This window comes from Paractinoplanes durhamensis (assembly GCF_016862175.1).
Lineage (GTDB): Bacteria > Actinomycetota > Actinomycetes > Mycobacteriales > Micromonosporaceae > Actinoplanes > Actinoplanes durhamensis.
In genome coordinates this window covers 46,645-72,369 of sequence record NZ_BOML01000021.1, presented here as the reverse complement: position 1 = coordinate 72,369, position 25,725 = coordinate 46,645, and the positions used below count along the sequence as shown (strand labels likewise).

Annotated in this window: 21 protein-coding genes and 1 pseudogene; 7 read left to right on the top strand and 15 right to left on the bottom strand. The window is 71.6% G+C overall.

Annotation, left to right across the window (positions count from 1 at the left end):
- Nucleotides 1-53 precede the first annotated feature (53 nt).
- The 3 genes from Adu01nite_RS12370 to Adu01nite_RS12360 all read right to left on the bottom strand — a co-directional run bounded on the left by Adu01nite_RS12370 (nt 54) and on the right by Adu01nite_RS12360 (nt 5,061).
- Nucleotides 54-1,778: a potassium channel family protein gene (locus Adu01nite_RS12370; RefSeq protein WP_203726761.1), complete on the bottom strand. Its 1,725-nt coding sequence runs from the start codon at nt 1,776-1,778 to the stop codon at nt 54-56.
- The gene (locus tag Adu01nite_RS12365; RefSeq protein ID WP_203726760.1) at nt 1,775-2,158 is read right to left on the bottom strand and encodes a DUF6394 family protein; all 384 of its coding nucleotides are present in this window, start codon (nt 2,156-2,158) and stop codon (nt 1,775-1,777) included. The genes Adu01nite_RS12370 and Adu01nite_RS12365 overlap by 4 nt, the downstream gene beginning before the upstream one ends.
- 65 nt (nt 2,159-2,223) lie before the next feature.
- Nucleotides 2,224-5,061 (bottom strand): GH92 family glycosyl hydrolase, encoded by a 2,838-nt coding sequence (locus Adu01nite_RS12360; protein WP_203726759.1) that lies wholly within the window; start codon nt 5,059-5,061, stop codon nt 2,224-2,226.
- A 137-nt stretch (nt 5,062-5,198) separates the two neighbouring features.
- Here Adu01nite_RS12360 and Adu01nite_RS12355 point away from each other — a divergent pair, with 137 nt between their 5' ends.
- Both Adu01nite_RS12355 and Adu01nite_RS12350 read left to right on the top strand, forming a co-directional pair.
- Nucleotides 5,199-7,046, top strand: a complete 1,848-nt coding sequence (locus tag Adu01nite_RS12355) for a DNA methyltransferase (RefSeq protein ID WP_203726758.1) — start codon at nt 5,199-5,201, stop codon at nt 7,044-7,046.
- 98 nt (nt 7,047-7,144) lie between these two features.
- Complete coding sequence (locus tag Adu01nite_RS12350) at nt 7,145-8,779, top strand: FAD-binding protein (protein WP_203726757.1); 1,635 nt, start codon at nt 7,145-7,147, stop codon at nt 8,777-8,779.
- Here Adu01nite_RS12350 and Adu01nite_RS12345 read toward each other — a convergent pair.
- Both Adu01nite_RS12345 and Adu01nite_RS12340 read right to left on the bottom strand, forming a co-directional pair.
- Complete coding sequence (locus tag Adu01nite_RS12345; protein WP_203726756.1) at nt 8,770-9,339, bottom strand: TetR/AcrR family transcriptional regulator; 570 nt, start codon at nt 9,337-9,339, stop codon at nt 8,770-8,772. The genes Adu01nite_RS12350 and Adu01nite_RS12345 overlap by 10 nt on opposite strands.
- A gap of 42 nt (nt 9,340-9,381) precedes the next feature.
- On the bottom strand, nt 9,382-12,108 hold the full coding sequence (locus tag Adu01nite_RS12340) for a TIM-barrel domain-containing protein (protein WP_203726755.1): 2,727 nt from the start codon (nt 12,106-12,108) through the stop codon (nt 9,382-9,384).
- Nucleotides 12,109-12,316: 208 nt separating this feature from the next.
- On the opposite strand from Adu01nite_RS12340, the gene Adu01nite_RS12335 reads away from it, so the two are divergent.
- Complete coding sequence (locus tag Adu01nite_RS12335; protein ID WP_203726754.1) at nt 12,317-12,700, top strand: hypothetical protein; 384 nt, start codon at nt 12,317-12,319, stop codon at nt 12,698-12,700.
- Between the two features lie 212 nt (nt 12,701-12,912).
- Here the strand turns inward: Adu01nite_RS12335 and Adu01nite_RS12330 are convergent, their stop codons facing one another.
- From Adu01nite_RS12330 to Adu01nite_RS12320, 3 genes are all read right to left on the bottom strand, one after another.
- Entirely contained in the window at nt 12,913-13,254 is a 342-nt protein-coding gene (locus Adu01nite_RS12330) for a hypothetical protein (protein WP_203726753.1), read from the bottom strand.
- A gap of 901 nt (nt 13,255-14,155) precedes the next feature.
- Complete coding sequence (gap, locus tag Adu01nite_RS12325; protein ID WP_203726752.1) at nt 14,156-15,154, bottom strand: type I glyceraldehyde-3-phosphate dehydrogenase; 999 nt, start codon at nt 15,152-15,154, stop codon at nt 14,156-14,158.
- A 79-nt stretch (nt 15,155-15,233) separates the two neighbouring features.
- Nucleotides 15,234-16,187, bottom strand: a complete 954-nt coding sequence (locus tag Adu01nite_RS12320) for a GlxA family transcriptional regulator (RefSeq protein ID WP_203726751.1) — start codon at nt 16,185-16,187, stop codon at nt 15,234-15,236.
- Nucleotides 16,188-16,274: 87 nt separating this feature from the next.
- Here Adu01nite_RS12320 and Adu01nite_RS48450 point away from each other — a divergent pair.
- Nucleotides 16,275-16,535, top strand: a pseudogene (locus Adu01nite_RS48450) (DUF6518 family protein); the annotation flags it as partial.
- A gap of 24 nt (nt 16,536-16,559) precedes the next feature.
- On the opposite strand, the gene Adu01nite_RS12315 reads toward Adu01nite_RS48450, so the two are convergent.
- Nucleotides 16,560-17,429 (bottom strand): Sco1979 family transcriptional regulator, encoded by an 870-nt coding sequence (locus Adu01nite_RS12315; protein ID WP_498371276.1) that lies wholly within the window; start codon nt 17,427-17,429, stop codon nt 16,560-16,562.
- A gap of 110 nt (nt 17,430-17,539) precedes the next feature.
- On the opposite strand from Adu01nite_RS12315, the gene Adu01nite_RS12310 reads away from it, so the two are divergent.
- Nucleotides 17,540-18,349: an SAM-dependent methyltransferase gene (locus Adu01nite_RS12310; protein WP_203726749.1), complete on the top strand. Its 810-nt coding sequence runs from the start codon at nt 17,540-17,542 to the stop codon at nt 18,347-18,349.
- 7 nt (nt 18,350-18,356) lie between these two features.
- On the opposite strand, the gene Adu01nite_RS12305 is transcribed toward Adu01nite_RS12310, so the two are convergent.
- Nucleotides 18,357-18,794, bottom strand: a complete 438-nt coding sequence (locus Adu01nite_RS12305; protein WP_239132334.1) for a TIGR03618 family F420-dependent PPOX class oxidoreductase — start codon at nt 18,792-18,794, stop codon at nt 18,357-18,359.
- Nucleotides 18,795-18,812: 18 nt separating this feature from the next.
- Complete coding sequence (locus Adu01nite_RS12300; protein ID WP_239132371.1) at nt 18,813-20,060, bottom strand: MFS transporter; 1,248 nt, start codon at nt 20,058-20,060, stop codon at nt 18,813-18,815.
- A gap of 318 nt (nt 20,061-20,378) precedes the next feature.
- On the opposite strand from Adu01nite_RS12300, the gene Adu01nite_RS12295 reads away from it, so the two are divergent.
- A complete protein-coding gene (locus Adu01nite_RS12295) occupies nt 20,379-21,152 on the top strand; it encodes a hypothetical protein (protein WP_203726748.1) in 774 nt (257 codons plus the stop codon).
- On the opposite strand, the gene Adu01nite_RS12290 is transcribed toward Adu01nite_RS12295, so the two are convergent.
- Nucleotides 21,149-21,760, bottom strand: a complete 612-nt coding sequence (locus Adu01nite_RS12290; protein ID WP_203726747.1) for a TetR/AcrR family transcriptional regulator — start codon at nt 21,758-21,760, stop codon at nt 21,149-21,151. The genes Adu01nite_RS12295 and Adu01nite_RS12290 overlap by 4 nt on opposite strands.
- A gap of 88 nt (nt 21,761-21,848) precedes the next feature.
- On the opposite strand from Adu01nite_RS12290, the gene Adu01nite_RS12285 reads away from it, so the two are divergent.
- Nucleotides 21,849-23,252, top strand: coding sequence for an MDR family MFS transporter (locus tag Adu01nite_RS12285; protein ID WP_203726746.1), 1,404 nt, complete (start codon nt 21,849-21,851; stop codon nt 23,250-23,252).
- A gap of 52 nt (nt 23,253-23,304) precedes the next feature.
- On the opposite strand, the gene Adu01nite_RS48445 is transcribed toward Adu01nite_RS12285, so the two are convergent.
- The 3 genes from Adu01nite_RS48445 to Adu01nite_RS12270 form a co-directional block, all read right to left on the bottom strand.
- Nucleotides 23,305-24,099 (bottom strand): ACT domain-containing protein, encoded by a 795-nt coding sequence (locus tag Adu01nite_RS48445; RefSeq protein ID WP_203726745.1) that lies wholly within the window; start codon nt 24,097-24,099, stop codon nt 23,305-23,307.
- A gap of 142 nt (nt 24,100-24,241) precedes the next feature.
- Complete coding sequence (locus Adu01nite_RS12275; protein ID WP_203726744.1) at nt 24,242-25,012, bottom strand: universal stress protein; 771 nt, start codon at nt 25,010-25,012, stop codon at nt 24,242-24,244.
- A gap of 48 nt (nt 25,013-25,060) precedes the next feature.
- Nucleotides 25,061-25,663: a TetR/AcrR family transcriptional regulator gene (locus tag Adu01nite_RS12270; protein WP_203726743.1), complete on the bottom strand. Its 603-nt coding sequence runs from the start codon at nt 25,661-25,663 to the stop codon at nt 25,061-25,063.
- Between the last annotated feature and the right edge of the window lie 62 nt (nt 25,664-25,725).

Below are 25,725 nucleotides of genomic sequence, written 5' to 3'. Positions count from 1 at the left end.
AAACCCGAAGGCGCTGAGCGGCAGGAGCACCGGCTGACCGGCAAGAATGCCGGTCAGGAATCCGGTATCCGGCGGGAAAGACGCTGCCAGAGCCAACCCGCCGGGACCGTACGGTCGTGCAGGACGTACTCGCTGGTCGCGCGGTTGAGCATGATGTCGATCAGGGCGCGCCGGGCCACCGGATGGCCGACGAACAGGAGCTGGTCGCCGGCCGCCAGGCGTACGTCGTCCTCCGGCCCGAGGATCGTCTCGCCGTCCCGGAGGAGCAGGAGCGGCACCGCCGCCACCTGCTCGTCCCGGTTGTGCGGGCTGCGCAGCAGATCGCCGAGGAGGGCGTCACCGCCGCGCAGCCACGGTCCGAGGGCGGGCGCCTCCGCGTCGGACAGGGTCATCTTCCAGACGCTGCCCAGCCGGCTGCCGCAGTGCGCCTGCAGCCGGTCGAGCAACCGGTCCGCCCACTCGTTGCCGCGGCCCGGCATGTCCTGCAGGAACCGCCACAGCAGCGGCGTGCTCAGCTGGGCGTAGATCTCCCGGGCCACCACCTCGGCCGCCACCAGCACCCAGTCGATCTCCAGCGCGGCGAACAGCGGCGCGCTGGCCCGGCGGTTCTGCCGGGCGGCGATGAACAGGCCGCGGTGGAGTCGGCGGGCCGCGGCGATCAGCGACAGGTTGGTGGCGTCGTTGTCGGTGCCGGCCACGAACCCGACCGCGTCGGCCAGCCGGGCCTGGCGCAGCACGGCCGGATCGGCGGCGTCGCCGACGATCACCCCCGGCTCGTCCTCCTGCTCGGCCGCGTCGATGATGGTGACCTCGAGGCCGTCGGCCCGCAGGTCCTCGACGAACTTGCGGCCGAACCGGCCGTAGCCGCACACCACCCAGCGCCCGGCCGCGGGTGGCCGGCCGGGCGCTGGCAGCTCCGCGCCCGGCCCACCGACCAGCCAGGACATCAACTGGTACGAGGCCGGCGCGTGCAGGGCCAGCCGGACGTGATCGCCGAAACGGTCGAACGGGTTGACCACGGTCGGCGAGCCGAACGACCGCATCCGGTGCTCGATCGCCGGCGACAGGGTGCGCACCACCACCGGGATGTCCGGCCGGATCAGCGCCGCGGTCATCGCCACCACCAGGTTGACCTCGTCGCTGTCGGTCAGCGCCAGCACGCCCTCGCAGCGCGGGTGCTCCAGGCCGGCCAGGTCGAGGGTGTGCGGGTCGGTGGCGTCGCCGACCAGGCCGGGCACGTCGGCGTGGTAGGAGTCGATGTCCAGGGCGTCCACCCGCTCGGCCGACAGGTCCAGCACCACCATCCGGCGGCCCAGCGAGTCGAGCGCCCGGCCGAGGATCTGCCCGGTCTGGCCGTAGCCGGCGAGCAGCAGGAACGGCTCGCGCAACCGGTTGACCGTACGGCTGAATCGGCGCAGGGCCAGCGCCTGCCGGAACGTCCGGTCCTGGATCAGGGCCAGCAGCGAGCCGATGGTGTAGGCCCAGCCCACGACGGTCAGATAGATCGTCGCCATCACCCAGAGGCGCTGGCCGCCGCTGAACGGCTCCGGCAGTTCGCCGTAGCCGATCGTGGTGGCCGTGTAGCTCATGAAGTAGAACGCGTCGAAGAAGCTCATGCCGGTGCCGCGCTGCCCGGGGATGAGGGTCAGGCCGAGCACGCTGACCGAGAAGATCACGATCAGGAAGATCAGCGGCACCCGCATCCGCCGCAGGATCAGGAAGATCGTCGGGGACTGCTCGGCGTAGCGCGCCGAGAAGTGGCGTCGCCGCGCCGTCATCGGCGGTGGAACGTCGTCGTCTCGATCACCAGGAGCACGACCGAGACCAGGTTGGCCAGCAGCGCGCCGCCGGAGAGCGACACGACGGCGGCCATCGTCCCGGGGGTCAGGCCGCCCTCGATCTGGGTGCCCCACGCCCACATCAGCGCGGCCGCGATCAGCTGCAGGTCGGCGACCAGGCTGGTGGCCAGGTGCACCGCGCCGATCTGGGTGCGGTCGCCGAACTTCAGCACGGTGGTGATCAGGCTGACCACCACCGCGGCGAACAGCTCGTAGACGTTGTGCAGGGCCGGGTCGGACAGGTCGCCGATGAAGAAGCCGAAGTTCAGCGTGGCCGCCAGCAGCACGAAGAAGCCGAAGACCACCTTTTCCAGACTCATGCACCACTCCCCTCACCGATCACGCTATCGGTGCACCCGGCCCCGCGCTCATCGAAGCGGCAACCTCAGTTCTGCGGCGGCACGTCGCCAGGGCCGCTGCCCCAGGTGCGGCTGGGTGCCGTCCCCAGGGCGTACGTCAGATGGCCGCCGGTCGAGACCGTGCGAGCCGGCAGCCAGGCCTTCGTCGTCCCCCGGCCGTTGATCTTCAGACCCTGGACGTAGGGACCGGTGCCGGAGACGTCGATGACGAGCGGGCGGCCGCTGCCGAGCCGGACCACCGCCCGCGGGAACAGCGGCGTGGTCAGGGCCAGCTCGGCCCGGGTCGGGACGGTCGGATAGAGGCCGAGCGCGGACAGTACGTACCAGGCGCTCATCGTGCCGGCGTCGTCGTTGCCGGGGATGCCGCCGGTGCCGTTGCTCCACTTCGTGCCGATGATCGCCGCCACCGTCTCCTGGGTCTTGTAGGCGGCGCCGAAATAGTTGTAGAGGTACGGCGTCTGGATGTCCGGCTCGTTGGTGGCGTCGAAGCGGGTCAGCTTCTTGGCGCTGAGGTCGAACGTGCCGTCCGGGTTGCGGAAGAACGCGTCGAGCCGCTCGACCGCGACGCCGGTGCCGCCCATCCGCTCGGCCAGGGTCAGCACGTCGGAGTAGACCATCCAGGTGTACTGGGCGCTGCTGCCCTCGACGAACCCGGTCTGCGAGGACGGGGTGAACCCCTCGGCCCAGGTGCCGTCGCGGTAGCGGTCGCGCATCCAGCCGACATACGGGCTGTCGATCGGCGCCGGCGTGGGCACCGCCGGGTCGGCCAGCTCGATCTCACCGAGCTGCACGATGTCCTCACCGCCGTTCTTAACGACATTCAGACGATAATTGGCGTACGGCTGGGGCTCGCTCACGGCGTACCCCAAGGTCTGCCCTCGTTTTTCGAAGGTCTGGTCCGTTCGGGAATCGATCGTGGTCCAGGTGACGCCGTCGGCCGAGCCCTGCAGCTCCCAGTCGACCGGGTCGCGCCCCGGCTCGTCGTTGCCGGAGGTGAGCGCGTAGTGGTCGACGGTCAGCGGCGCGTCCAGCCGGGCGGCGATCCAGCCGGTGGTGTCGAAGGTCAGCCACTTGGTGCCCTTGTCGCCGTCGAAGCCCTGCGCCTTCCCCTCACTGGGCGGGTTCTCGCCGCTCGCGGTGATCGCGGTGATGTGCTCGCGGATGTTGTGGTCGAGGCCCGGGTCGGCCTTGGCCTGCGGGTCGAAGACGTTGCGCCAGTTGAGGCTGCGGGCCAGGAACGTCCGGTAGGTGGCGCGGTCACCGAGCGCCGCGGCCAGCCGGGCGATGCCGTAGTCGGCGGCCGCGTCCTCCAGGGTCTCGGCGGCGCCGCCCCAGCAGTGGCAGTCGTCGGCCGGCACGTAGCCGAGGCTCAGGTACTCCTCCAGCGACGGCCGCTGGCCGACGCACTCGACGTTGCAGCCGTCGTCGCTCTCGTCGTTCGCGGTCGGCACGGTCGCCGCGTGCACCAGGGATGTCAGGGCGCCGCGGGCGTCGAAGTCGCGGGCCCCGAACGCGTAGATGGCGGCGATCGCGGCGGCGGCCGGGTCGCCGGACATCACCGCGGTCTTGCCGTGCTGCAGCAGCCAGCGATCCCACTCGCCGTCGCGCTGGGTGGCGTAGTTGAACAGCGACTGCGCATAGTCACTGGCCTGCCGCCGGTCCAGCAGGGCCAGCAGCTGGACCTGCGCGCGGTAGACGTCCCAGCCGGAGAACGTGCCGTACTGCGCCTTCTGCCGCCCGCCGACCTGGTGGATCCGGTCGTCGGCACCGTAGTAACGGCCGTCGGCGTCGCTGGTCAGGGTCGGTTCCAGGGCGGAGTGGTAGAGCGCCGTGTAGAAGATCGCGCGCTGGTCCGGCGTACCCCCACCGATTTTGATCTTGTTGAGCCGCTCGTTCCAGACGGCCCGGGCCTTCGCCCGGACATCATCAAAGCCAAGATCCTCCGGTGACTCGGCGGCGAGGTTCCGTTCCGCTCCGTCCAGATCTGTGTACGCGATGGCCACGCGCATCGTGACGGCGGTCGTCCCCGGCGCGAACGTCACGTAGCCGCCCGAGCCCTTCCCGGCGACCGGCCGCCCGGTGGCGCTGTAGCCGCTGCCGCCCCGCGCGTCGGTGCCGCCCGCGCTGAGCGTGCCGTCCGTCCAGGTCCCGGTGGTCTCGAACGGCTGGTCGAGGGTCGCGACGAAGTGCAGCGTGTAGTAGGCGTGCGAGTTGTCGGTGCTCTGCGGCCCGCAGAAGTTGCCGGCGCTGACCGAGCCGGTGATGGTGCGGGTGGCCGGGTCGATGTGGACGGTGGCGTCGGCGCTGCCGGTCTCCGACAGCGAGGTGCGGAAGAGCAGCCCGGCCGGCTTGTCGGCGGGGAAGCTGAACCGGCCCAGCCCGGTGCGGTCGGTGACGGTGAGTTCGGCGCCGGCCCCGCTGTCCAGGCCGACCCGGTAATAGCCGGGCTCGGCCGCCTCGTTGACGTGCGCGAACGTGCTCGCGTAGACCGCGTCGGTGGTGTCCGCGGTCGGCGAGCCGGTCACCGCCGTGGTGATCGGCATGATCGGGATGTCGCCGTTGCCGCCCGAGCAGCCGACGCCGCTGAGGTGGGTGAGGCTGAGCCCGCGGATCCGGGTGGCGGTGTATTGATAGCCGCCCGGGGCCGGGGTGGCGATCTGGTTGCCGCGCGAGGTCTGCGGGCTCCAGGCCAGCATGCCGAACGGCCGGACTGCGCCCGGGTAGGTGTTGCCGAGATTCGTGGTGCCGATGAACGGGTTCACGTAGGCGGCCGGGTCGGTGGGCCCGGTTGCCTGCGCCGAGGCGCCGATGGGGACGGTCACGGCAAGGCCGGCCAGGGCGGCGGCGATGCGAGTACGGAGCATGGCGGACTCCTCCTGACAACGATGTCATCCGACAACGATGTCCGCCACCTTTCATTGATGTACGGGAATATGTCAATACGTTGGTCTCCCGGTCGCGAATCAACGGGAAGGCCCCTTGACCGTGGCAGACTGAGGTCGTGTCCAGGCTCACTGACCTGCTAAGACAGCTTCGCGCCATCGAGCCGGGGCTGGCTCGCCGGCTCGAGACCGAGATCGCCGCGCTGGCCGATCGCCGGGCCTTCGGGCTGAACTTCGAGCGGCACTCGTCGGAGGCCGGCGAGCCGATCCATCCGGGCCTCGTCTCCACCGGGAAGATCGAGCTCGGTGGCGACAAGCCGTTCCACGCGGTGATCAACGCGGAGAACGAGCACGCCCTTCGGGCCCTGCTGTTCACCCATCGCGGCCGGGTCGACTGCATCTACCTCGACCCGCCCTACAACACCGGCGCCAAGGACTGGAAGTACAACAACCACTACGTCGCCGACGACGACCGCTACCGGCACTCGAAGTGGCTGTCGTTCATGGAGCGGCGCCTGCTGCTGGCCCGGGAGCTGCTCAACCCGGCCGACTCGGTGCTGATCGTGACGATCGACGAGAAGGAGTACCTGCGGTTGGGCCTGCTGCTGGAGCAGACCTTCCCGGACGGCCGGATGCAGATGGTGTCCTCGGTGATCAACCCGGCCGGGGCCGGCCGGGCCGCCGAGTTCGCCCGCACCGACGAATACATCTTCTTCGTCCGGATCGGCCGGTCGAGGGTGCTCGCCGATCAGCGCCAGGAGGAGCGGCGCCCGGTCACCTGGGACACCCTGCGGCGCAGCGACATCGCCTCGCGGCGCGGCACCGCCAAGGGCGGCCCGTCGCAGTTCTTCCCGATCTACGTCGACCGGCGGACCGGTTTCATCGCCGGGATCGGCGAGCCGCTGCCCGGCGACATGCCGCGCACCGGCGCGCCGGTGCGGCCCGGCTGTGTCGCGGTGTTCCCGGTCCGGCCGGACGGCACCGAGATGAACTGGGGGCTCACCCCGGACGCCGCCCGCAACCGCCTGCGGCAGGGCTACCTGCGGGCCGGGCGGCGGACGGCGGGCGCGCCGCAGGAGTACGCCATCGGCTACCTGACCGGCGGCATCGTCAGCGACATCGAGGCCGGCCACGTCGAGGTCACCGGCCGGGCGCCGGACGGTTCGGTGGTGGCCGGCTACGTCACCGGCCGGCTGGTCATGCCGACCACCGCCTGGAACCGGCCGTCGCACGACGCCCAGCGGTTCGGCACCGAGATCCTCAAGGACCTGCTGCCCGGCCGCCGCTTCCCGTTCCCCAAGTCGCTGTACGCGGTCGAGGACTGCCTGCGCCACTTCCTCGCCGACAAGCCGGCCGCCGTGGTGGTCGACTTCTTCGCCGGGTCCGGGACGACCACGCACGCCACGTTCCGGCTGAACCGGCAGGACGGCGGCCGGCGGACGTCGATCGCGATCACCAACAACGAGGTGGCCGAGGGCGAGCAGGCCGGCCTGCGGGCTCGCGGCCTGCACCCGGGCGACCCGCAGTGGGAGGCGCGCGGCATCTGCGAGCACATCACCAAGCCGCGGACGGCGGCCGCGGCCACCGGTCGTACCCCCGAAGGAATGCCGGTGAAAGGCGACTACCGGTTCACCGACGAGTTCCCGATGGCGGCCGGCTTCGAGGAGAACATCGAGTTCTTCACCCTGACCTACGACGCCGGCGAGTTCACCCGGATCGCCCCGCTGCTGTGGATGCGGGCCGGGGCCCGGGGCCGGCGCATCGAGGACGTCTCGGCCGGCTGGGCCGTCGCCGACAGCTACGGCATCCTCGCCGACCCCGGCCACACCGAGGACTTCATCAAAGCCCTGGACGACCGGGTCGAGGTCGCCTTCGTGGTCACCGAGGACGACCCGCTGTTCGAGAGCGTCGCACACGCGCTGCCCGCCCACGTCGAGCCGGTCCACCTGCGCAGCTTCGATCTTTAAATGGCAGCAATCTGTTGCCATTGGCCCTACCTGCGGCCTAGCGTCGAACCCATGGTCAACTGAGCACGCGAAGCGTGCGCGGACAAGGTGGGGTGCGCATGGACGAGGCGAGTTTCGACTTCGTGGTGGTCGGTTCCGGGACGGGGATGCTGGCGGCGCTGGCCGCGGCCGAATCGGGCCTGTCCGTCCTCATCATCGAGAAGTCCGAGTACTTCGGCGGCTCGACCGCCCTGTCCGGCGGCGGCTTCTGGATCCCGAACAACGCCCTGCTCCGGCAGGCCGGCGTGGTGGACAGCCCGGAGCGCGCCCGCGAGTACCTGAGCAACGTGACGGCCGGCGAGACGCCCGAGTCGCGCTGGGCCACCCACATCGAGCACGGCCCGGCCGCGGTCGATGTGCTGCGCCGCCGCACTCCCCTGAAGTTCCAGTGGATGGCCGGCTACGCCGACTACTTCCCGGAGCTGCCGGGCGGCTCGGCCACCGGCCGGGCGATGGAGCCCGCACCCTTCGACGCCCGCCGGCTCGGCGCCGACCGGGCCCTGCTGCGGCCGCCCGCCCTGACCGCGCCGTTCCCGATGCCGATCACCGGCCGCACCTACAAGTGGCTCAACCTGGTCGCCCGGCACCCGCGCGGCATCGTCACCGCCGCCCGGCTGCTCGGCCTCGGCGTGGGTGGCCTGGCCATCCGCCGCGAGTACATCGCCGGCGGCGGCGCGCTGGCCGCGGGCCTGTTCGCCGGGGTCCGCGCGTCGAAGATCCCGGTCTGGTTCGCCAGCCCACTCAAGGAGCTGGTGGTCGAGGACGGCCGGGTGACCGGCGTGGTGGTGACCCGGGACGGCACCGACGTGACCGTGCGGGCGAACCGTGGTGTGCTGCTGTCGGCGGGCGGGTTCGACCGCAACGCCGCGCTGCGCCACGAGTTCCAGTCCGAGCAGCTGGACACCGACTGGTCGCTGGGCAACCCGGCCAACACCGGCGACACCATCGAGATCGCCAAGGCGGCCGGCGCCGACCTGGCCTTCATGAACGAGTCGTGGTGGTTCCCGGCGCTGCCGATCCCCGGCCCGATGCCCGGTCCGCTGCTGGCCGAGCGGTCGCTGCCCGGTCAGATCATCGTCAACCAGCAGGGCCGGCGGTTCATGAACGAGGCGGTCAACTACATGACCGCCGGGCAGATCATGATCAAGGAGACGCTGCCGGTCTGGATGATCTTCGACCAGACCTACCGCAACCGCTACGTCTTCGGCGGCGGCGTGTTCCCCCGCCAGGCGCTGCCGAAGGCCTGGTACGACGCCGGGGTCGCGGTCAAGGCGGACAGCCTCGACGCGCTCGCCCAGCAGGTCGGGCTGCCCGAGCTGAAGGCGACCGTCGAGCGGTTCAACCTGCTCGCCGCGTCCGGCCGCGACGACGACTTCCACCGCGGCGACAGCGCCTACGACCGCTATTACGGCGACCCGGGCATCCGGCCCAACCCGTGCCTCGGGCCGATCGGCAAGGGGCCGTTCTACGCGGTCAAGGTGGTGCCGGGCGACCTCGGCACCTGCGGCGGCGTCCGCGCCGACGGCCTGGCCCGGGCGCTGCGCCCGGACGGCAGCGTGATCGAGGGGCTCTACGCGGCGGGCAACGCGGCCGGCAACGCGTTCGGCCGGGTCTATCCCGGCCCGGGCGCCACGATCGGCCAGGGCATGACGTACGGATACGTCGCGGCCCGGCACGCCGCCGGTCAGCTCTGAGGCAGCAGGACCCGGAGCATCCGGGCGCAGTCCTCGTCGGTCGGGGGCAGGTCGTGGATCTGCCCCCACATGATCACGCCGTAGAACGCCAGGAAGGCGATCATCGGGCGGTCGGCGTCGGCGGGGAGCTCGCCGCGCTCGGCCGCCCGGTCGAGCGCGCGGCGGAACGGCGCCAGTGATCGGTCGGTCAGCGTGTCGACCAGGTCGCGCAGCTCGGCCGAGCCGACCCGGACCGCCTCAGCGAGGGCCCGGCCCTCCGGCAGGTCGGCGTTGTCGCGCAGCAACAGCAGCAGGGCCAGCATGTCGGGGTGGAGCGACCCGGTGTCCGGCTCGGCGTCGAGTCGTTCCAGCATCGGCTCGACGACCGCCGCGAGCAGCTCGCCCTTCGACGGCCAGCGCCGGTAGATGGTGGTCCGGTTCACCCCGGCGGCCTTGGCGACGCCGTCGATGGTCAGCCCGGCATAGCCGGCCCGGTCCAGCTCGGCCAGCACCGCGGCCCGCACGCTCTGCACTACCTGCACGCTGCGCGGGCCGCGCTGCACTCCCCGGGTCTGCCTCATCAGGCTTCGACCATAGCGGAATCCCTGCTATGACCTGCGCAGCTACGACCGGACGAACACCGGCATCGTGTCCAGGGTCGTGGTGACCTGGGCGGTGCTGCCGCCGGCGTAGGTGCGGCCGGTGAAATAGTCCTTCCAGGTGTTGCCGGGCGGGAACCAGACCGTGGTGGTGGCGCTGGTGCCGGGGGTGGTGACCGGGGCGACCAGGTAGTCGGCGCCGAACAGGTATTCGGCACCGGCGGTGGCGTACGCCTCCTGCTCACCCGGGTAGGCCAGGTAGAGCGGCCGGACGATCGGCGTACCCGTCCGGGTTGCCACGCCGGCCGCGGCGTACGTGTAGGGCTGAAGCTGTTTGCGCAGTTGAAGGAACTTGGTGGCGGACGCCTTGGCGGCCGGGCCGTACTGCCAGGGCAGGCGGTCGCTGTGGTTGGAGTGCAGCCGGTCGATCGGCTGGAACGTGCCGAGCTGGACCCAGCGGGCGTAGAGGTCGTCCGGCAGTTTGGTGCTGCCCGCCTCGGTGCCCGGCTCCTGCAGTCCGCCGGTGTGCCCGCCGATGTCGTGGCTGATCGCGGCCAGCCCGGTCGCCGCCGACTCGCCCGGGGTGTAGCCGACCTCGAACTGCAGCGTCTCCCAGTCACTGATGGTGTCGCCGGTGAAGTGCAGGGTGGTCCGCTTGTCGGCCCACGGTCCGGTCGGCACCGCGGTCGGCCCGCTGTAGCCGCCGGCCTGCAACGATCCGTACGCCCGGGAGAACGCGAACCCGGTCTCGTCGGCGTACTGCTGGTTGATCCACGCGTCCGGGGTGACGCCGGCCTTGGTCGAGCGGGAGGCGTCGCAGCACCAGTCCAGCCACCAGAAGTCCAGGCCGGCCGGCGCCAGCTGGCGGTGCAGCTGCAGGTAGGCGGCGAGCTGGTCGGGGTCGCCCCAGTCGAAGGTGTAGCAGTCGGCGCCGCCGTTGCAGCCGGTCCGCTGCAGCTTGCCCTTGGCGGTGGCCTGCGCGGCCGCGAACTTCGGGTCGGAGCCGAGGATGCTCGGGTGAATGTTGAGGCCGGTCCGCACGCCCTGCGCGTGCAGCCAGTTGACGAAGCCCTGCGGGTCGGCGATCCGGGTCGGGTCGAACGACCAGCCGTTCCAGCGGTCCGGGGACTTGAAGTCGGTGTCGACGACCAGCACGTCCATCGGTACGCCCTCGGCCTTGGCCCGGGTGACGATCTGCTGGAAGCCGGCCGCCGTCCGGTCGTAGTACTCCGAGTACCAGACGCCGTACGCCCACTGCGGCAGCAGCTTGGTCGGCCCGGTCAGGATGGACAGTTCCTGCAGACCACGGGCGTAGTTCTGGCCGTACCCGAAGACGTAGGCGTCCTGGTGGTTCCCGGCCGCCGAGTCGTCCAGCAGTGACCAGCCGTCCTGGTAGAGCAGGCCGGGCACGGTGAGCGCGCCGGCGTCGACGCCGTCCAGGCCGCGCCGGTAGCCGCCGAGCGGCGCGTGCGGGGCGAGCAGCGGCGCGTCGGCCGCGGTGACGGCGAGGGTGTCCACGTTGACGTGGCAGGCGGCGTCGGTCGGGCAGCCGAGCGTCACGGTGCTGGTCCCGGCGGGCAGCGTGACCGGGACGGAGACGGTGCGCCAGTAGTCCCAGCCGCTGGTCGGTGCGAGCGTCGCGGTGACGCCGTTGACGGTGACGGTCCGCGACTGGATCGGCTGGGCGCCGGCCTTGCCGTTGGCATAGCGCAACTGCACTCGGTAGCTACCCGCGCTCGGCACCCCGGTCACCGTGTAGGAGGCGCCCGCTCCGGTGCGTTCCAGCCCGGCCAGGAAGCCGGAGCCTGCGTAGCCGTTGTGGTCGGCGGCCGACTTGCCGCCGCCGGTCAGGGTGCCGGTGTCGGCCTCGCACACCGCGCCGAACGCGCACGGCTGCGGGGCCGGCGGCGTCGGGGCCGGGTAGGCGTCGCCGGGCCGGGTGACGGCCACGCTGTCGACGTTGACATTGCCGGAGTCGGCGGCCCCGCGCACCACGCTGATCTCGTGCCGGCCGGCGGCGAGATCAAACCCGGCGTTTGCCACGGCCCAGGCGTCCCAGCTGCCGGTCGAGGGCAGGCTGAGGGTACGGGCGGTGCCGCCGTCCACCGTGACCGAAAGCGTACGGGTGACGTTCTGCCCGTCCCCGCCGAAGCTGTTGGCGTAACGCAGAGCGAGTTGGTAGGAGCCGGCCGTCGCCGCGTTGACCGAGAGCGCCATCGAGTCGCCGGTCGACTGGAATCCGGCCGCGAACCCGGCCCCGGTGTAGCCGGTGTGGTCGGCGGCCACCCCCGGCCCGCGCAGCGCCAGGGCTTCGGCCTCGCACAGCTTCCCGAGCGGACAGTCCGGGGTGGCGTGCCCGGTCCACGGCGCGGCCAGCACGGTCTGCGCGCCGGCCCGCACCTGCGTGGTCAGGTTGTCGGTGGCGAACGCGCCCGACCCGACCCGGTAGCGCAGGGTCATCGAGCCGGTGGTGATGGTCAGCCAGCCGTTGACGGTGGCGGTCGAGAACGTGGGGGCGGCGAAGGAGTCCCGGCCGACCACGTTGAAGGTGGCCGCGTCGGTGAACTTGCCGTCGGCGGCGTACTCGGTGCGGATCAGGGTGGGCGACAGCACCTCGAATCGGGCGTTGCCGGAGATCACCGCGTTGTCCCGGGCATTGCGGGGCCGGGCCTGTGACGGCGAGGACGGAACCACGATCAGTCCGGCGACCAGAAGGGCGACCGCGAGTCGCCCCCGTGAGTGTTTGAGCATGGCGGGTACTCCCTCGATCGCGACGACATCCGCGCGTTACCACGCTGACTTCGCGTCGTAATCGATGTCAATCGATCGCCCCCTGGTAAGGCACTTTCGGGCAGCCGAAGATCGTTACCCGGCCGTTGCCGGCCGGAAGGATTGAGCGGCCACCCGCGCGGGAATTGACCACCTCCCTAGTTGATCTAGGGCGCAGGGGGAGGTTCAGATGACCGCGCTGGCCCAGCGCCGGACGAAGGTCCGGCAGCAGGAATTGCTGCTCGCGCTCGAACAGTGGGCACCGGCCTACCGGAACGTGGCCGGCGACGCGCTGCGCTACGTGTTCGAGATCGCCGCCGCCACCGAGGAGGAGCAGGCCTGGCTGCGCGAACAGGCCGTCCCGGCGCCGGCCCGCGACGCCGAACAGCTGCGCACGGCGGGCCGCGCGGCCAACGCGGCGGCGAGCGCGGCCTTCCTGGCCGGCGAGTACGGCCGGGCCCGCGACCTGATCGACGAGGCCCGCGCGCACGGCGCCCTCTTCGACGGCGAGTGGGTAAAATTGCACCAGTTCATCGATGCGCAGGAGGCCGCGAAAGGCGCCGACCCAGCCTAGTGATCGGCCCCGTGATCGGCCCCGTGAAGCGAAATCCCTCGATGCCGAAGTAATCTTGCCTGAAAGGGAAATAAACTTTCCCATTCAGGGGGGCCCGGCTTGTCTGTCGCTGGCCGGTTCGCGCTGCTGTCGACGTCCGAGCCCGCCACGCATCCGAGCGCCCTCGCGGAGCCACGTTTCCTGATGCGCGCCCTGGCGATCGGCGCGCGCGCCTAAGCGGCCAGGGCCGGGTGCCGACTCTCCCAGGCGTCGCGGACGCGGTCCGGCAGGTGCAGGCTTCGCCATAGCCGGCGCAGGACGCTCGGGTTGAGCAGGCCGTTCACCTCGCAGCAGTCGGCCGCCTGGCACAGCACCGTCTGGTAGGCGCTGCGCTGTTCGGCCGGGTCGTTCAGGTCGAAACGGCGCCGGCTCCGGTGGCCGGTGATCATGTGGTGCGGCACCTCCAGCAGACCGACGCTATGGCCGTGCAGATCGGCCAGCTGGGCGGGAACGGCGGGGGCACGGTCGGCGGCCCGGCGGCGACGCCGGCCATCTCTGGCAGCTACGTACGACATGCAGCCAGGCTAAGCACGGCCGGGTGCGCCGAGCCCCCGGTCGCCGGTTCTGGTGGCCGCAGCGCCAACTGTGACGCAGCGGCAGACGGGTGCCGGACGGGCCAGGCGGGGTCTGGGGAGCGACACGCCTTGTCCCCTACCACCCACCGGGTGTTTTGCGAGCTTCGAACCAGAACCCTGGTTTCGACGGACCCCCCACCCACGACCAGCCCGACCCCCGCCGCGCAGCCGCCAGCCCGCCGCACGGCCGCCAGCCCGCCGCACAGCCGCCCTGTCCCGCCGCGCCGCCGCCCTGTCCCGCCGCGCCGCCGCCCTGTCCCGCCGACCGACGCGGCGCCCGCCCGGCCTCCCCTCAAGATCTTGAGGATCTCCTGCTCCGATCGCCACCAAAGTCCACAAGATCCAGCCGAACCGAGATGCCAACATCGGACATAAACCTTATGTCATGCTCTTCCGGACGGAAGCGATTCATGATGCGGAGGCACTGTCCACAAAGAAGGACGCTGGGCCTCGCCCCGCAGCCAGAGGCCGGGGGCCAGGAGCCAGGGCTGCCAACTTCGCGGAAGTTGGGGCCCCGCCCTCGCAACCAGAGGCCGGGGGCCAGGAGCCAGGGCTGCCAGCTTCGCGGAAGTTGGGGCCTCACCCTCGCAACCAGAGGCCGAGATCCAGGAAATCGGGGTCTCGTCGCACGCCCGAGGCCCCTACATCAAGAAAATCGTGACCATCCGGACCCGAGCTGTGCAGAGCCCGCTATCAAGGAAATCGGGCCAGCATCAACCGGCTGAACCCCTTACCGAGTCAAGGAGCGGTTGCCCACCATGCGAGCGGCAGCGGGAAGCCGGGAACGGCCGGCGGCGATCGGTGCCGCGCGGCGCGTTCCCGGCGCGTTGCGTCGGTGCGGTCAGGACGCGGCGATCAGTTCCAGGGTGTCGATCACCCGGTGGGAGAAGCCCCACTCGTTGTCGTACCAGGCGACGACCTTCACGTGCCTGCCGTCGACGCGGGTCAGGGCCGAGTCGAAGATCGACGACGCCGGGTTGCCGACGATGTCCGACGAGACCAGGGCGTCGTCGGAGTACTCCAGGACGCCGGCCAGCGGGCCGTCGGCGGCCACCCGGTAGGCGGTCAGGATCTCGTCGCGCGTCACCTCGCGGGTGACCGTGGTGTTCAGCTCGACGATCGAGCCGACCGGCACCGGGACCCGGATCGAGTCGCCGGACAGCTTGCCCTCCAGGCGCGGGAGCACCTTGCCGATCGCCTTCGCGGCGCCGGTCGTGGTCGGCACGATGTTGACCGCGGCGGCGCGGGCCCGGCGGGCGTCGCGGTGCGGGCCGTCCTGCAGGTTCTGCTCCTGCGTGTAGGCGTGCACCGTGGTCATGAAGCCGTGTTCGATGCCGGCCAGCTCGTCGAGGACGGCGGCCAGCGGGGCGAGCGCGTTCGTCGTACACGAAGCGTTGGAAATGATTTTGTGTACGGCCGGGTCGTACGCGTCGTTGTTGACGCCGTAGGCCAGGGTGACGTCGGCGCCGTCGGCGGGCGCGCCGACCAGGACCTTCTTCGCCCCGGCGGTGAGGTGGGCACCCGCCGCGCCGGCCTTGGTGAAGCGGCCGGTGACCTCGAGGACGATGTCGATGTCGAGGGCGGCCCACGGCAGCGCGGCCGGGTCCCGCTCGGCGAGCACCTTGATCCGGTGCCCGTCGACGACCAGGGTGTCGCCGTCGACGCTGACCGGGCGGCCGAGGCGGCCCGAGGTCGAGTCGAAGGCGAGCAGTCGGGCGAGCGCGGCCGGTTCGGTGAGGTCGTTGACGGCGACGACCTCGAGTTTGCTGTCCCGCTCCAGCAGCGCGCGCAGCACATTGCGGCCGATGCGGCCGAATCCGTTGATGGCGATGCGTGTCATGCTGCAAGCCTCACGAAAACCACCAGCACCAGACAGCGGCGCCCGCGCCATGGTTCGCAAGGATCTCGCCAGTCGCTTTTTACCCCTTTGCGAAGGTACGGCGATACTCGCTCGGTGTCGTGCCGAGCAGGCGGCGGAAGTGCAGCCGCAGGTTCGCGCCGGTGCCGAGCCCGACGTCGGCGGCGATCTGCTCGACCCCGCGTTCGGAGAGTTCGAGCAGCTCACGCGCCATGTCGATGCGGGCCCGCAGGATCCACTCCATCGGCGTGTGCCCGGTGTCGGCGGCGAACCGCCGGGAGAACGTGCGCGGCGACACCGCCGCGTGCCGGGCCAGAGCTTCCAGGGTGAGCGGCTTGCCGAGCCGGTGCAGCGCCCACTCCCGGGTGGCCGCGAACCGTTCGCCGAGCGGCTCGGGCACGCTGTGCGGAACGTACTGGGCCTGGCCGCCGCTGCGGTGCGGCGCCGCGACCAGCCGCCGGGCCGCGTGGTTGGCGCCGCCGACGCCGAGGTCGCCGCGCAGGATGTGCAGGCACAGGTCGATCCCGGAGGCGGCCCCGGCCGAGGTGAGCACGCTGCCCTCGTCGACGAACAGCACGTTCTCGTCGACCTGCACGGCCGGGTGCTTCGCGGCGAGCGCCCGGGTGTAGTGCCAGTGCGTGGTGGCCCGTTTGCCGTCGAGCAGACCGGTCGCGGCCAGCGCGAACGCACCGGTGGAGATGGCCGCCAGCCGGGCGCCGCGCTCGTGCGCGGCGATCAGCGCACCGACCACGGCCGGCGGCGGGTCCTCCCGGTCCGGGAAGCGGTACCCCGGGATGAACACGATGTCGGCCCAGGTGAGAGCGTCGAGACCGTCGGCGACGTGGTAGGACAGGCCGTCCCCGCCGGTGACCAGGCCGGGCGCCGGCCCGCAGACGCGCACCTCGTACGGCATGCTGGCCCGGGTGGTGAACACCTGCGCCGGGATGCCGACGTCGAGCGGTTTCGCCCCTTCGAGCACGAGAACGGCGACACGGTGCAGTCGTTCGGCGGCCACGATCCCAGCGTAGGTCCCCTACTTTCGGCGGAGTAAGCACGGCCCGCTCTCCCTCCGCGGGTCGATGGTGGGGCAGATCGGGACTCGATCGCGACGTGGGCGGTGGCGGCGTTCCTGCTGACCTGGTGGGGCCGCGGGCGAATGCCGGCCGCCGTGGCGGGCGCGATCGTCTGCCTGGTGATGGCGGTGCCGAGCTACTACCTGGCGGCCACGATCATCCAGAACGACAGCCTCTCCAACGTGTACGCCGTGACGTCGCTCCTCTGGATGGGCCTGGCGGTCGTCGCCGGCCTGGTCTTCGGCGCGGCCGGCGTGCTGGCCCGCACGCCCGGCCGCCCTCGGCTCAGCGCTGCTGCGGGTGACCGGGTTCCACTAACGGTCGAGCTCGGTGAGGATGCGGTAGAGGATGTCGGGGGTCTCGCTCAGCGGGGCGGCCTCGATGAAGAGGCGGCCGATCGCTGCCGTGTAGCGGTCGACGTCCTCGCGTTTGTCCAGGTAGAGGCCGCCGGTCAGGTGCTCTACGAAGACGATGTCGCTCAGCTCCTGGTACGGGAAGCGCAGCACGCTGAAGGCGCCGCCGGACGCCGCGTGGCCGCCCGAGGCGAACGGCATCACCTGCAGCTGGACCCGGGGTGACTGGGCGAAGTGGAGCAGCGCGGTGATCTGCTCGCGCAGCACCGCGTGGCCGCCGATCGGGCGGCGCAGCACCGCCTCGTCGAGCACCACCCACAGCTTCGGCCCGTTCGAGCGGGTCAGCAGTTGCTGGCGTTCCATCCGCAGCCGGGCGCGCCGGTCGATCTCGTCGGGGGCGGACCGTTCGTAGCCGAGGCTGATCACCGCGCGGGCGTACGCCTCGGTCTGCAACAGGCCCGGGACGAACTGCACCTCGTACGTCCGGATCAGCTCGGCGGCCTGCTCGAAGTCGAGGTAGCTCTGGAACCACGAGTCCAGCACATCGCCGTACGCGTGCCACCAGCTCGGCGTGTTCGCCTCCCGGGCGAACGTCATCAACCGCTGGCGTTCGGCCGGATCGTGGACGCCGTACAGCGTCAGGAGGTCGGCGATGTCGCGTTCCTTGAACCCGACCCGGCCGAGCTCCATCCGGCTGATCTTCGACTCGGAGGCCCGGATCGGATGGGCCGCATCCTCTCGGCTCAGCCCCGCGTCCCGGCGAAGGGCACGCAGGCGAGCACCGAGCTGCATGCGACGAACCGTAGAGCCGCCACCCTGCCCCTGGATCACATCGCCCGTCCTGCCGACATGGCAAATCCACAGTGGAGTTTCTTGATCGTCGGGCGCTAGCATACCGGCGAAATGACTTTCGTCCACGGATTCGCCACCGGGAGATGACCATGACCGACAGCGAGTCGGCAGCCAAGCTCGACACCAGCATCCCGCACTCGGCGCGAGTCTGGAACTACTGGCTGGGCGGCAAGGACAACTTCGAGGTCGACCGGGCGGTCGGGGACCAGTTCTCCGAGTTCTACCCGGACATCACGGTGGTTGCGCAGTCGTCGCGCGGGTTCCTCAAGCGCTCGATCACCTGGCTCGCGCAGGAGGCCGGCATCCGGCAGTTCCTCGACATCGGCACCGGCATGCCGACGGCGGAGAACACCCACCAGGTCGCCCAGGCCGCCGCGCCGGACGCCCGCATCGTCTACGTCGACAACGACCCGCTCGTGCTGGTGCACGCCCGGGCGCTGCTGACCGGCACCCCCGAGGGCGCGACCGAATACATCGACGCCGACCTCAACGACCCGGCCGCGGTCCTCGCGGCGGCCGGCCGCACCACGCTCGACCTGTCGAAGCCGACCGGCCTGATCCTGATGAACATTCTCGGACACGTGCCCAACCTCGACAACGCGGTCGCGATCGTCCGCCAGCTGATGGAGGCGCTGCCGTCCGGCAGCTACCTGGCCACCGCCGACGGCACCAACGTGCTCGACGGCCCGGCCTTCGAGGAGGCGATCGGCGTGTGGAACGCGAACGCGCCGCTCTCGTACCACCTGCGCCGCCCCGAGGAGCTGGCCCGCTTCCTGGAGGGCCTGGAGGTCATCGAGCCCGGCCTGGTGCCGTGCGCGTCGTGGCGCCCGGCGCCGGACGCCACCCCCGAGGAACTCCGCGAGGTCGACGAGTTCGGCGCGGTGGCCCGCAAGCCCTGATCAGGGCCTAGTTGCTGTAGATGCGGGCCGCATCCACGAGGACGACGGTGCGACGCTGTTCGGCCATCACCCGGTCGTACTCGTCCCAGTCCTCGTGGGTGCCGCCCGCGGCGGTGAACACCTCGCGCAGCATCAGCCGCAGCCGCTCGGCGTCGACGCCGTCGGCCGGGTCGTCCGGGCCGATCAGCCGGGCGGTGCCCTCGACCGCCGCCCAGTCCCAGCCGGAGCGGGCCGCCACCGTCACCTGTGGACGGGCCCGCAGATTGGCCAGCTTGACCGGCCCGTAGGTCACGAACGCGAGCACCGGGGCGCCCGCGAAGGGCAGCACGCCCGCGTTGACCAGTGACGCCTGGATCGTGCCGTCGGCGCGCCGCGTCGAGACGATCACCAGGCCCTGCTCCTTGGCCGCGAGCGCGGCGAACTTGTCCAGCGTCGCTGTTCCCACGAGCGCAGCCTACCCACCTCAGACCGACGCGGTCTGCGGCTCGGGCGCCGGAACCGGGGCGGCCCGGGTCCGGTCGGGCCGGCGGTGCCATTGCACCCGCCAGCCGGGGCGCAGGACGGCGACCAGGTAGGCGGCGCTGCAGCACCACAGGGACGCGGTCAGGCCGGCCGCGGACAGCAGGGCGGCGCCGGCCAGGCCGCCGAACGGGATGCCGGACCAGGCCCACGCGGTGATCAGGGTGTTGACCCGGCCCTGCAGCATGGCCGGGACCCGCTCGTAGGTGAGCGCACTGATGATCGGGTTGACCAGACCGGAGCCGAGACCGGCCACGGCGAAGACGCCCAGCACCACGCTCGCCGGTGCGCCGCAGGCCAGCACGACCAGCCGGGAGACCCCGCTGATGGTGAAGCCGATCAGGTAGGTGTGCTTGCGCGGCAACCGGTTGCCGATCCAGGCGGTGATCAGCGCGGTGCCGACCGACGCGGTGGCGAACGCGCTGATCGCCAGGCCGACCAGCTCGGCGCCCTGACCGTGGTCGCGGGCCCACACCGGCAGCAGCACGGTCAGGAACGCCTGATCGATGAAGTTGCTGGCGACGATCATCGCGACGATGGCCCGCAGCGACGTGTCGGCGTGCAGGAAGTCGGCGCCCTCGCGCAGCTGCTGGAAGTAGCCGCCCGGCCCGGCCTGCCGGCGGCGGTGCGCGGTGATCGCCAGGCCGGTGAGCGCGGCCAGGAAGAACAGGGTTGCGGCCAGGCGCAGGGCGGTCTGCACGCCCTGGGTGGCGATCAGCAGGCCGGCCAGGGCCGGGCCGGCCGCGGTGGCGGCCCGCTCGACCGCGGTGGTGATGCCGGTGCCGCGTTCGAGCGGTTGCCCGGCCGCGGCGGTGGCGACCGGCACCATCACCGCCTTGGCCGCGGTGGCCGGCCCGTCGGCGGCCCCGACGACGGCGGCGATGACGCCCAGCATCCATATCGGCGGGGTGCCGGAGAGGGCCAGGACGGCGATGGCGCACGCCGAGGCGAGGTCGCCGAGGGCGCTGACGTGCCGGGCGCTGACGCGGTCGAGGAGCGGGCCGCTGAGGGCCTGCACGACGACGAACGGTACGACCTGGCATGTGGCGATAAGACCGGTTTGGGCGGGACTGCCGGTCGAGGTGAGAACCAGCCATGGCAGCGTGACCAGCAGTATCCGATTGGCGGTGAGGGCGCTTCCTTGGGCCAGCAGCAGCCCGGTCAGCGGCCCGAACATCCGGGCAGGGGACATCGTGGTCACCGAACCTCCTCGGGGGTGCACGAGTGTCAGTCGAGGATTCGTGGTAACGCCGCGTCACTCAACCGTGGCTGGACAGGTTGGCCGAAATCACTCGATCGGGTGGTACCGCAAAGCCATTTGAGCTAGGTGAAGATTCCTCAGCGAAGTTGCCCGACCACTGTCCGTGATATTCGGGCTCTCGGCGACGGTTGCCGCCCGGGTGCCGGAAAGGTCCGGAAAAGTTGCACTCAGACGTTTCCGTCCGTTGGCCGATCCCTATGTCGTGGCCGGTGCGAACGGCCGAGGCGAACCAGAGGGGGAGACGTGGGAATGATCGAGACGCAGCACGCGGTGTCGTGGTGGGACGAGTTCGAGCAGAACTGCGAGCGGTTCGACGCCGCTTCGGTGGCCGAGGCGCTCAGCGACGTGATCGTTCCCGGCATCCCCTCGCTGCTGCTGCGCCGCGAGGCCGAGATCGCCGCGGACACCGTGCTGCGGCACCTGAACCGGCCGGGCAGCACCGAGCTGGCCGAGCGGGCCACGATGGCGACCGTGCGGCTCGCCACCACCGTCGCGCGGCTCGACGAGCGGGTGATCGGCGACGAGTCCGGCACCGCCGCGGCGCACGCCCTGGTGCACGTCCTGCAGGGCCGGTTCGCCGCGGCCGCCGCCGCGGTCGAGCCGACGATCGGCACCGGGCGGCTGCTGCGGGCGTTCGTGTCCGCCCTGCGCCTGGAGAGCCTCGGCACCACGCTGGCGCTGCGCCTGCTCAACGCCGGGCACTCCCCCGCCGTCGCGGTGCGGTCGAGCCACGCGCTCGGCCGGTACAGCTGGTGGCCGGCCTGGCTGCAGGAGATCGTCAGCGAGCGGGTGCTGGCCGGCACCCTGGACAACGACACCATCGCGGCACTGAAGGAGTGCGCGTTCGCCGGCCTCACCCCGACCCAGGCGCGGATGGCCAAGCGGCTGTTCAACGCCGAGCCGCAGCTGGTCGAGGCGACCGCGTCCCGCCTGGAGAACCTGGGCGAGCACCCGGCCGCGATCAAGCTCCGCCGCGGCGACGTCGCGACGGTCGCCTTCGCCGCCCGCCTCATCCCGGTCTAGCCGATCGGCGGCCGGCCCTCCGGGTTCCGGGGGCCGGCCAACGCCATCACCAGCGGCAGGAAGACGTCGTCGAGGATCTCGGCGAAGAACTTCTCCAGATCCACCTCGGCGAGCGTGGCCCAGTTCCGGGTGCCGCGCATGCCCTCGTAGCGGACCAGGTCGAGCGGCAGGTTGATCACCCGGTCGGGCAGGTCGGCATGGGTGATCTCGCCGCGGGCGGCCGCCCGGCGCAGGATCTCGGCGAGGAAGCCGGGCAGGGTCGAGAAGAAGTCGTGCAGGCCGGGCATCTCGCTCAGCAGGCCGTGCAGCAGCTCCGGGGTGTAGAACCGGGCCCGGCCGGCCATCAGCCGCAGCACGGTCAGGTAGTCCTCGCGCAGCGACCCGGCGTCCGGCACCGTCTCGACGAGTGGGCCGAGGACGTGCCGGATCGCGGCCACGGCCAGGTGCACCCGGTTGGGCCAGCGGCGGTAGAGCACCTGCTTGCCGGTCTGCACCCGGGCGGCCACGCCCTCGATCGTCAGCCGCTGGTAGCCGTGCTCCTGGATCTCGGCCCACGCCGCCTCCAGGATCGCGGCCTCCAGCTCCTCGCCCCGACGCCGGCTCGGCACATCCCACCTCCGTAGAGACGTTGCGTCTCTTACTTCGGGAGCCTAGCATTCCCCGTTAGAGACGCAGCGTCTCTTAGGGGAGGAAGTCATGACATCCAAGAGCCGGGAGCCCAGCCTCCTCGTCCTCGCGCTCGTAATCGTTATCGGTCTGATCGCCCCGTTGCTGGACACCACGATCGTCAACGTGGCGATCCCCTCGCTGCGGCAGGATCTGCACACCACGGTGGCCACGATCCAGTGGGTCAGCACCGCCTATCTGCTGGCGATGGCCATGTCGATCCCGGTGACCGGGTGGGCGACCCGGCGGTTCGGGGCCCGGCAGGTCTGGATCGCCGCCCTCTGGATCTTCCTGGCCGGTTCGGTGCTCTCCGGCCTGGCCTGGAACATCGGCTCGCTGATCGGCTTCCGCGCGCTGCAGGGTGTCGCGGCCGGCCTGCTCATCCCGATCATGCAGACCCTGCTGTTCGGCGCGGCCGGCGGCAAAAGCCCGGCCGGGAACACGATCGCGCTGGTCAGCCTGCCCGCCCTGCTCGGCCCGGTGTTCGGCCCGGTCCTCGGCGGCCTGCTCCTCAACCACCTCGACTGGCGCTGGATCTTCTACGTCAACCCGCCGATCTGCCTGGTCGCGATCCTGCTCGCCATCCGCTACCTGCCGCGGGACGCCGGCGTTCGCACGCACCGGCTCGACTGGACCGGGCTGCTCCTGCTCTCCCCCGGGCTGGCCGCGCTGATCTACGGCCTGAGCGAGGTCGGCGACCGCGGCGGCCTCGGCCACCCGACCGTGCTCGTTCCGATGATCGGCGGTGCGGTGCTGCTCGTCGCGTTCGCCGCCCAGGCGCTGCGCAGTGCCGAGCCGCTGGTCGACCTGCGGCTGTTCCGGAGCCGGTCGTTCACCGCGGCCGCGGCGCTGATGTTCCTGTCCGGGCTGGCGTCGTTCGGGGCGTTGCTGCTGCTGCCGCTCTACTACCAGCAGCTGCGCGGGGAGAGCGTGATCACGGCCGGCCTGCTGATGGCGCCGCAGGGGCTCGGCATCGCCCTGTCGCGCGTGGTCGGCGGTGCACTGGAGCGCTGGGGTACCCGTACGGTCGTCATCGTCTCGGTATTGCTGTTGATCTTCGGCACTGTGCCGTTCGCCTTCGCGGGGGTGCACACCAGCACCACCGTGCTGGCGATCGCGCTGGTCGTCCGGGGTGCGGGGCTCGGCATGATCATGATGGCGGTGCTCTTCGGCGCCTACGAGGGATTGGCCAAGTCGGACATCCCGCACGCCAGCACCGCCACCCGGATCGCCCAGCAGGTGGGCGGCTCGTTCGGCACGGCCATCCTCGCGGTGGTGCTGCAGCGCGGCCTGAGCACGCACGGCAGCGAACCGGCCGTCGCGTTCGACCACGCGTTCGCCTGGGCGGTCGCGCTGACCCTGCCCGCACTGGTGGCGGCGCTGTTCGTGCCGGGGCGACAGCCCGCTGAGCTCGCCGTTGTCGGGTCGCAATGACCGGCTTCCGGCGAGGACCAAGCGGTGGACACTTCCACCAGCCTTGTCGGCGTCACCTCCCGTCGCGAGCTGCGGTCGACGCCGATCTGACCGCCGCGACCAGGTCGATCAGGGACTGGGCGCGGGAGACCTCGGTCGGGGTGAACGCGGGCGCCGGGCGGGTCAGGAACTGCGGGCGGCCGTCCGCGCTGTGCAGGGCGGCCACGTGCGCCGCGTCCGGCGGCGGGGCGGCGGTCAGCTCGGCGTCGAGCAGCCGGCGGATCGCCTGGTCCGGGGTGGTGGTGCCGGCCACCGTCTGCCGGGCCACCGACAGCGCCCGGGTGGCCGGGTCGACCAGGTCGTGCGCGTCGGCGTGGCTGACCTCGGTGAGACCGCCGCCGCCGGCCTCAACCGCCTCGGTCAGGTCCGCCTCGGTCAGCTCGCGGGGCACCACGACCAGCAGCTCGTCGACCGCGCCGTGCTCGGCCGGGTGGATCTGGATGGCGAGGATGTTGATGCCGCGCTCGGCCAGCCGGGCGCTGAGCCGGGCCAGGGTGCCGGGGCGGTCCGGCAGGGTGGTGCGCAGCCGCATCAGCGTGCCCTCCCCGGCGCCGACGGCGAGCAGGTCGAGCGGGGTGGCATGGCGCGAGCGGGCCGGCCGGGACGGGCGGCGCCGGGTCCAGCGGCGGCGCAGCAGCGCGCCGGCGATGAGAATGGCCCCGCTGGCGGTGAGCATCGCCGCGCCGTGCGCGTGCTCCCCGAGCAGGGTGACGAACAGGTGCGCGGTGCCGACCGCGAAGAACACCGCAGCCACGTCGATCAGGTCGGTGGCCCAGTGGGCCGCCTTGGATCGGTCGATGGTCCTCATGGCGAGAATCCTGCGTGGCCCGGATGTCCCGGCCGATTACTCGCCGTGTCGGTGCGGTCAACGATCCGGCCCCTTGTGAAATCGCCATTAATCCGGCGAGTTTCCGGTCACACGATCGTCTCGGGGTGCGGATAATCCGCGGCTACCGGGCGATCAGCACCGGGCACTCGGCCCGCCGGAGCAGGCGGCTGCCCACCTCGCCGAGCAGAACGCCCTGGTAGCCGTGCCGGCGCGGGCCGACGACGGCGAGCAGCGCCTGGCGGCAGCTGTCCACCATCACCCGGTCCGGGCGGCCGTCGATGTACTCGCGCTGGGCCGACACCGACCGGTATCGCGCGCGCCACGGGTCGAGCCGGCTGTCCAGGTCGGCGCCGAGCACCTCGGCGCCCTTCCCGCGGGCGCCGGGGCCGGCGGTGACCGCCAGCACCTGCGCGCCGTGCAGGGCGGCCTCCTCGAACGCCCGGCCGATCACCGCGTCGGCGGCATCGTCGTCGACGCCGACCACGACCGGGCCGCTGTCGCAGTCGGGTCGCCCCCGGACCACGACGACCGAGCAGCGTGCCTGGGTGGCCACCTGCTTGCCGACCGAGTCGGCCGGGGCGCCGAACATGCCGCCGCGGCCCTGGTCACCGACCACCAGCAGGGCGGCTTCCTCGGCGGCGTGCAGGAGCACCGGCACCGCGTAGCCGGGCATCGCGACACCGCGTACCTCGATAGCAGGGGCGACCGCCCGCGCCGCCGCGACCGCCGCATGCACGATGCCGGCGTTCTCCTGCTGGCCTTCGGGCCGTTGATAGGCCACCACGATGCGCAGGTCGGTGTCGCGCAGTCGCGCCTCGGCGGCCGCCCATCGCACCGCCGCGATCGATCCACCAGAGCCGTTGGCGCCGACAACGATCCGCGTCCTGTCCATGGCCGCCTCCTCGCGGGACACCTCCACACTCGTCCCGGCCAGGACGATTTACAACCCCGGGATTGCCCGCAGGGCGATGTCGACGGTCGCGTGCAGACTCGCCCGGCCGACCCCCGCCGCGGCATGCACGGCGTTGCCCTCGCTGACCACCATCACGTAGCGGGCGAGGGCTCCCGGGTCGGTGCCGGGCGGCAGGTCACCCTCGTCGATCGCGCGGGCCAGGCGGCCGGCGAGGGCGGCCTCACCGGCCAGCCGGCTCTCGGCGAGGAACTGCGCGACTCGCCCGCCGTCGCTGCCGCCGGCGATGCCGCCCTGAATCGAAAGACATCCGGCCGGGCGGTCGGTCCGGGTGAGTGCGTCGGCGTTGGCCCGCAGAAACTTCTCTATTACGGCGTACGCCGTGGGCTCCGCAAAAGCTTCCTTGGCGTACGCCATGTCGACCTCCGCGTACCGGGCCACGGCCAGGCGGAACAGGTCGTCCTTGTTGCCGTACGCGGCGTACAGGCTCGGGCGGTTGATGCCCATCGCCTCGGTGAGGTCGCTGAGCGAGGCGCCCTCGTAGCCCTGCCGCCAGAACACCTCGATGGCACGGTCGAGCGCCGCCTCCGCGTCGAATCCGCGTGGCCGGCCGGTCCTCGTCGTCGGTGACACAGCTCATCCTAACCGATCGGTACAGAAATGCGGGAACGGGTGTAGCGTCCTGACTTGCATAC

Bases quoted from the DNA above. Each gene is read 5' to 3' on its own strand.
- Adu01nite_RS12365 (WP_203726760.1), bottom strand. From the start codon at position 2,158: ATGAGTCTGGAAAAGGTGGTCTTCGGCTTCTTCGTGCTGCTGGCGGCC.
- Adu01nite_RS48445 (WP_203726745.1), bottom strand. From the start codon at position 24,099: ATGAGGACCATCGACCGATCCAAGGCGGCCCACTGGGCCACCGACCTG.
- Adu01nite_RS12330 (WP_203726753.1), bottom strand. From the start codon at position 13,254: ATGTCGTACGTAGCTGCCAGAGATGGCCGGCGTCGCCGCCGGGCCGCC.
- Adu01nite_RS12360 (WP_203726759.1), bottom strand. From the start codon at position 5,061: ATGCTCCGTACTCGCATCGCCGCCGCCCTGGCCGGCCTTGCCGTGACC.
- Adu01nite_RS12285 (WP_203726746.1), top strand. From the start codon at position 21,849: ATGACATCCAAGAGCCGGGAGCCCAGCCTCCTCGTCCTCGCGCTCGTA.
- Adu01nite_RS12335 (WP_203726754.1), top strand. From the start codon at position 12,317: ATGACCGCGCTGGCCCAGCGCCGGACGAAGGTCCGGCAGCAGGAATTG.
- Adu01nite_RS12310 (WP_203726749.1), top strand. From the start codon at position 17,540: ATGACCGACAGCGAGTCGGCAGCCAAGCTCGACACCAGCATCCCGCAC.
- gap (WP_203726752.1), bottom strand. From the start codon at position 15,154: ATGACACGCATCGCCATCAACGGATTCGGCCGCATCGGCCGCAATGTG.
- Adu01nite_RS12295 (WP_203726748.1), top strand. From the start codon at position 20,379: ATGATCGAGACGCAGCACGCGGTGTCGTGGTGGGACGAGTTCGAGCAG.
- Adu01nite_RS12300 (WP_239132371.1), bottom strand. From the start codon at position 20,060: ATGTCCCCTGCCCGGATGTTCGGGCCGCTGACCGGGCTGCTGCTGGCC.
- Adu01nite_RS12350 (WP_203726757.1), top strand. From the start codon at position 7,145: ATGGACGAGGCGAGTTTCGACTTCGTGGTGGTCGGTTCCGGGACGGGG.
- Adu01nite_RS12370 (WP_203726761.1), bottom strand. From the start codon at position 1,778: ATGACGGCGCGGCGACGCCACTTCTCGGCGCGCTACGCCGAGCAGTCC.
- Adu01nite_RS12275 (WP_203726744.1), bottom strand. From the start codon at position 25,012: ATGGACAGGACGCGGATCGTTGTCGGCGCCAACGGCTCTGGTGGATCG.
- Adu01nite_RS12340 (WP_203726755.1), bottom strand. From the start codon at position 12,108: ATGCTCAAACACTCACGGGGGCGACTCGCGGTCGCCCTTCTGGTCGCC.
- Adu01nite_RS12345 (WP_203726756.1), bottom strand. From the start codon at position 9,339: ATGAGGCAGACCCGGGGAGTGCAGCGCGGCCCGCGCAGCGTGCAGGTA.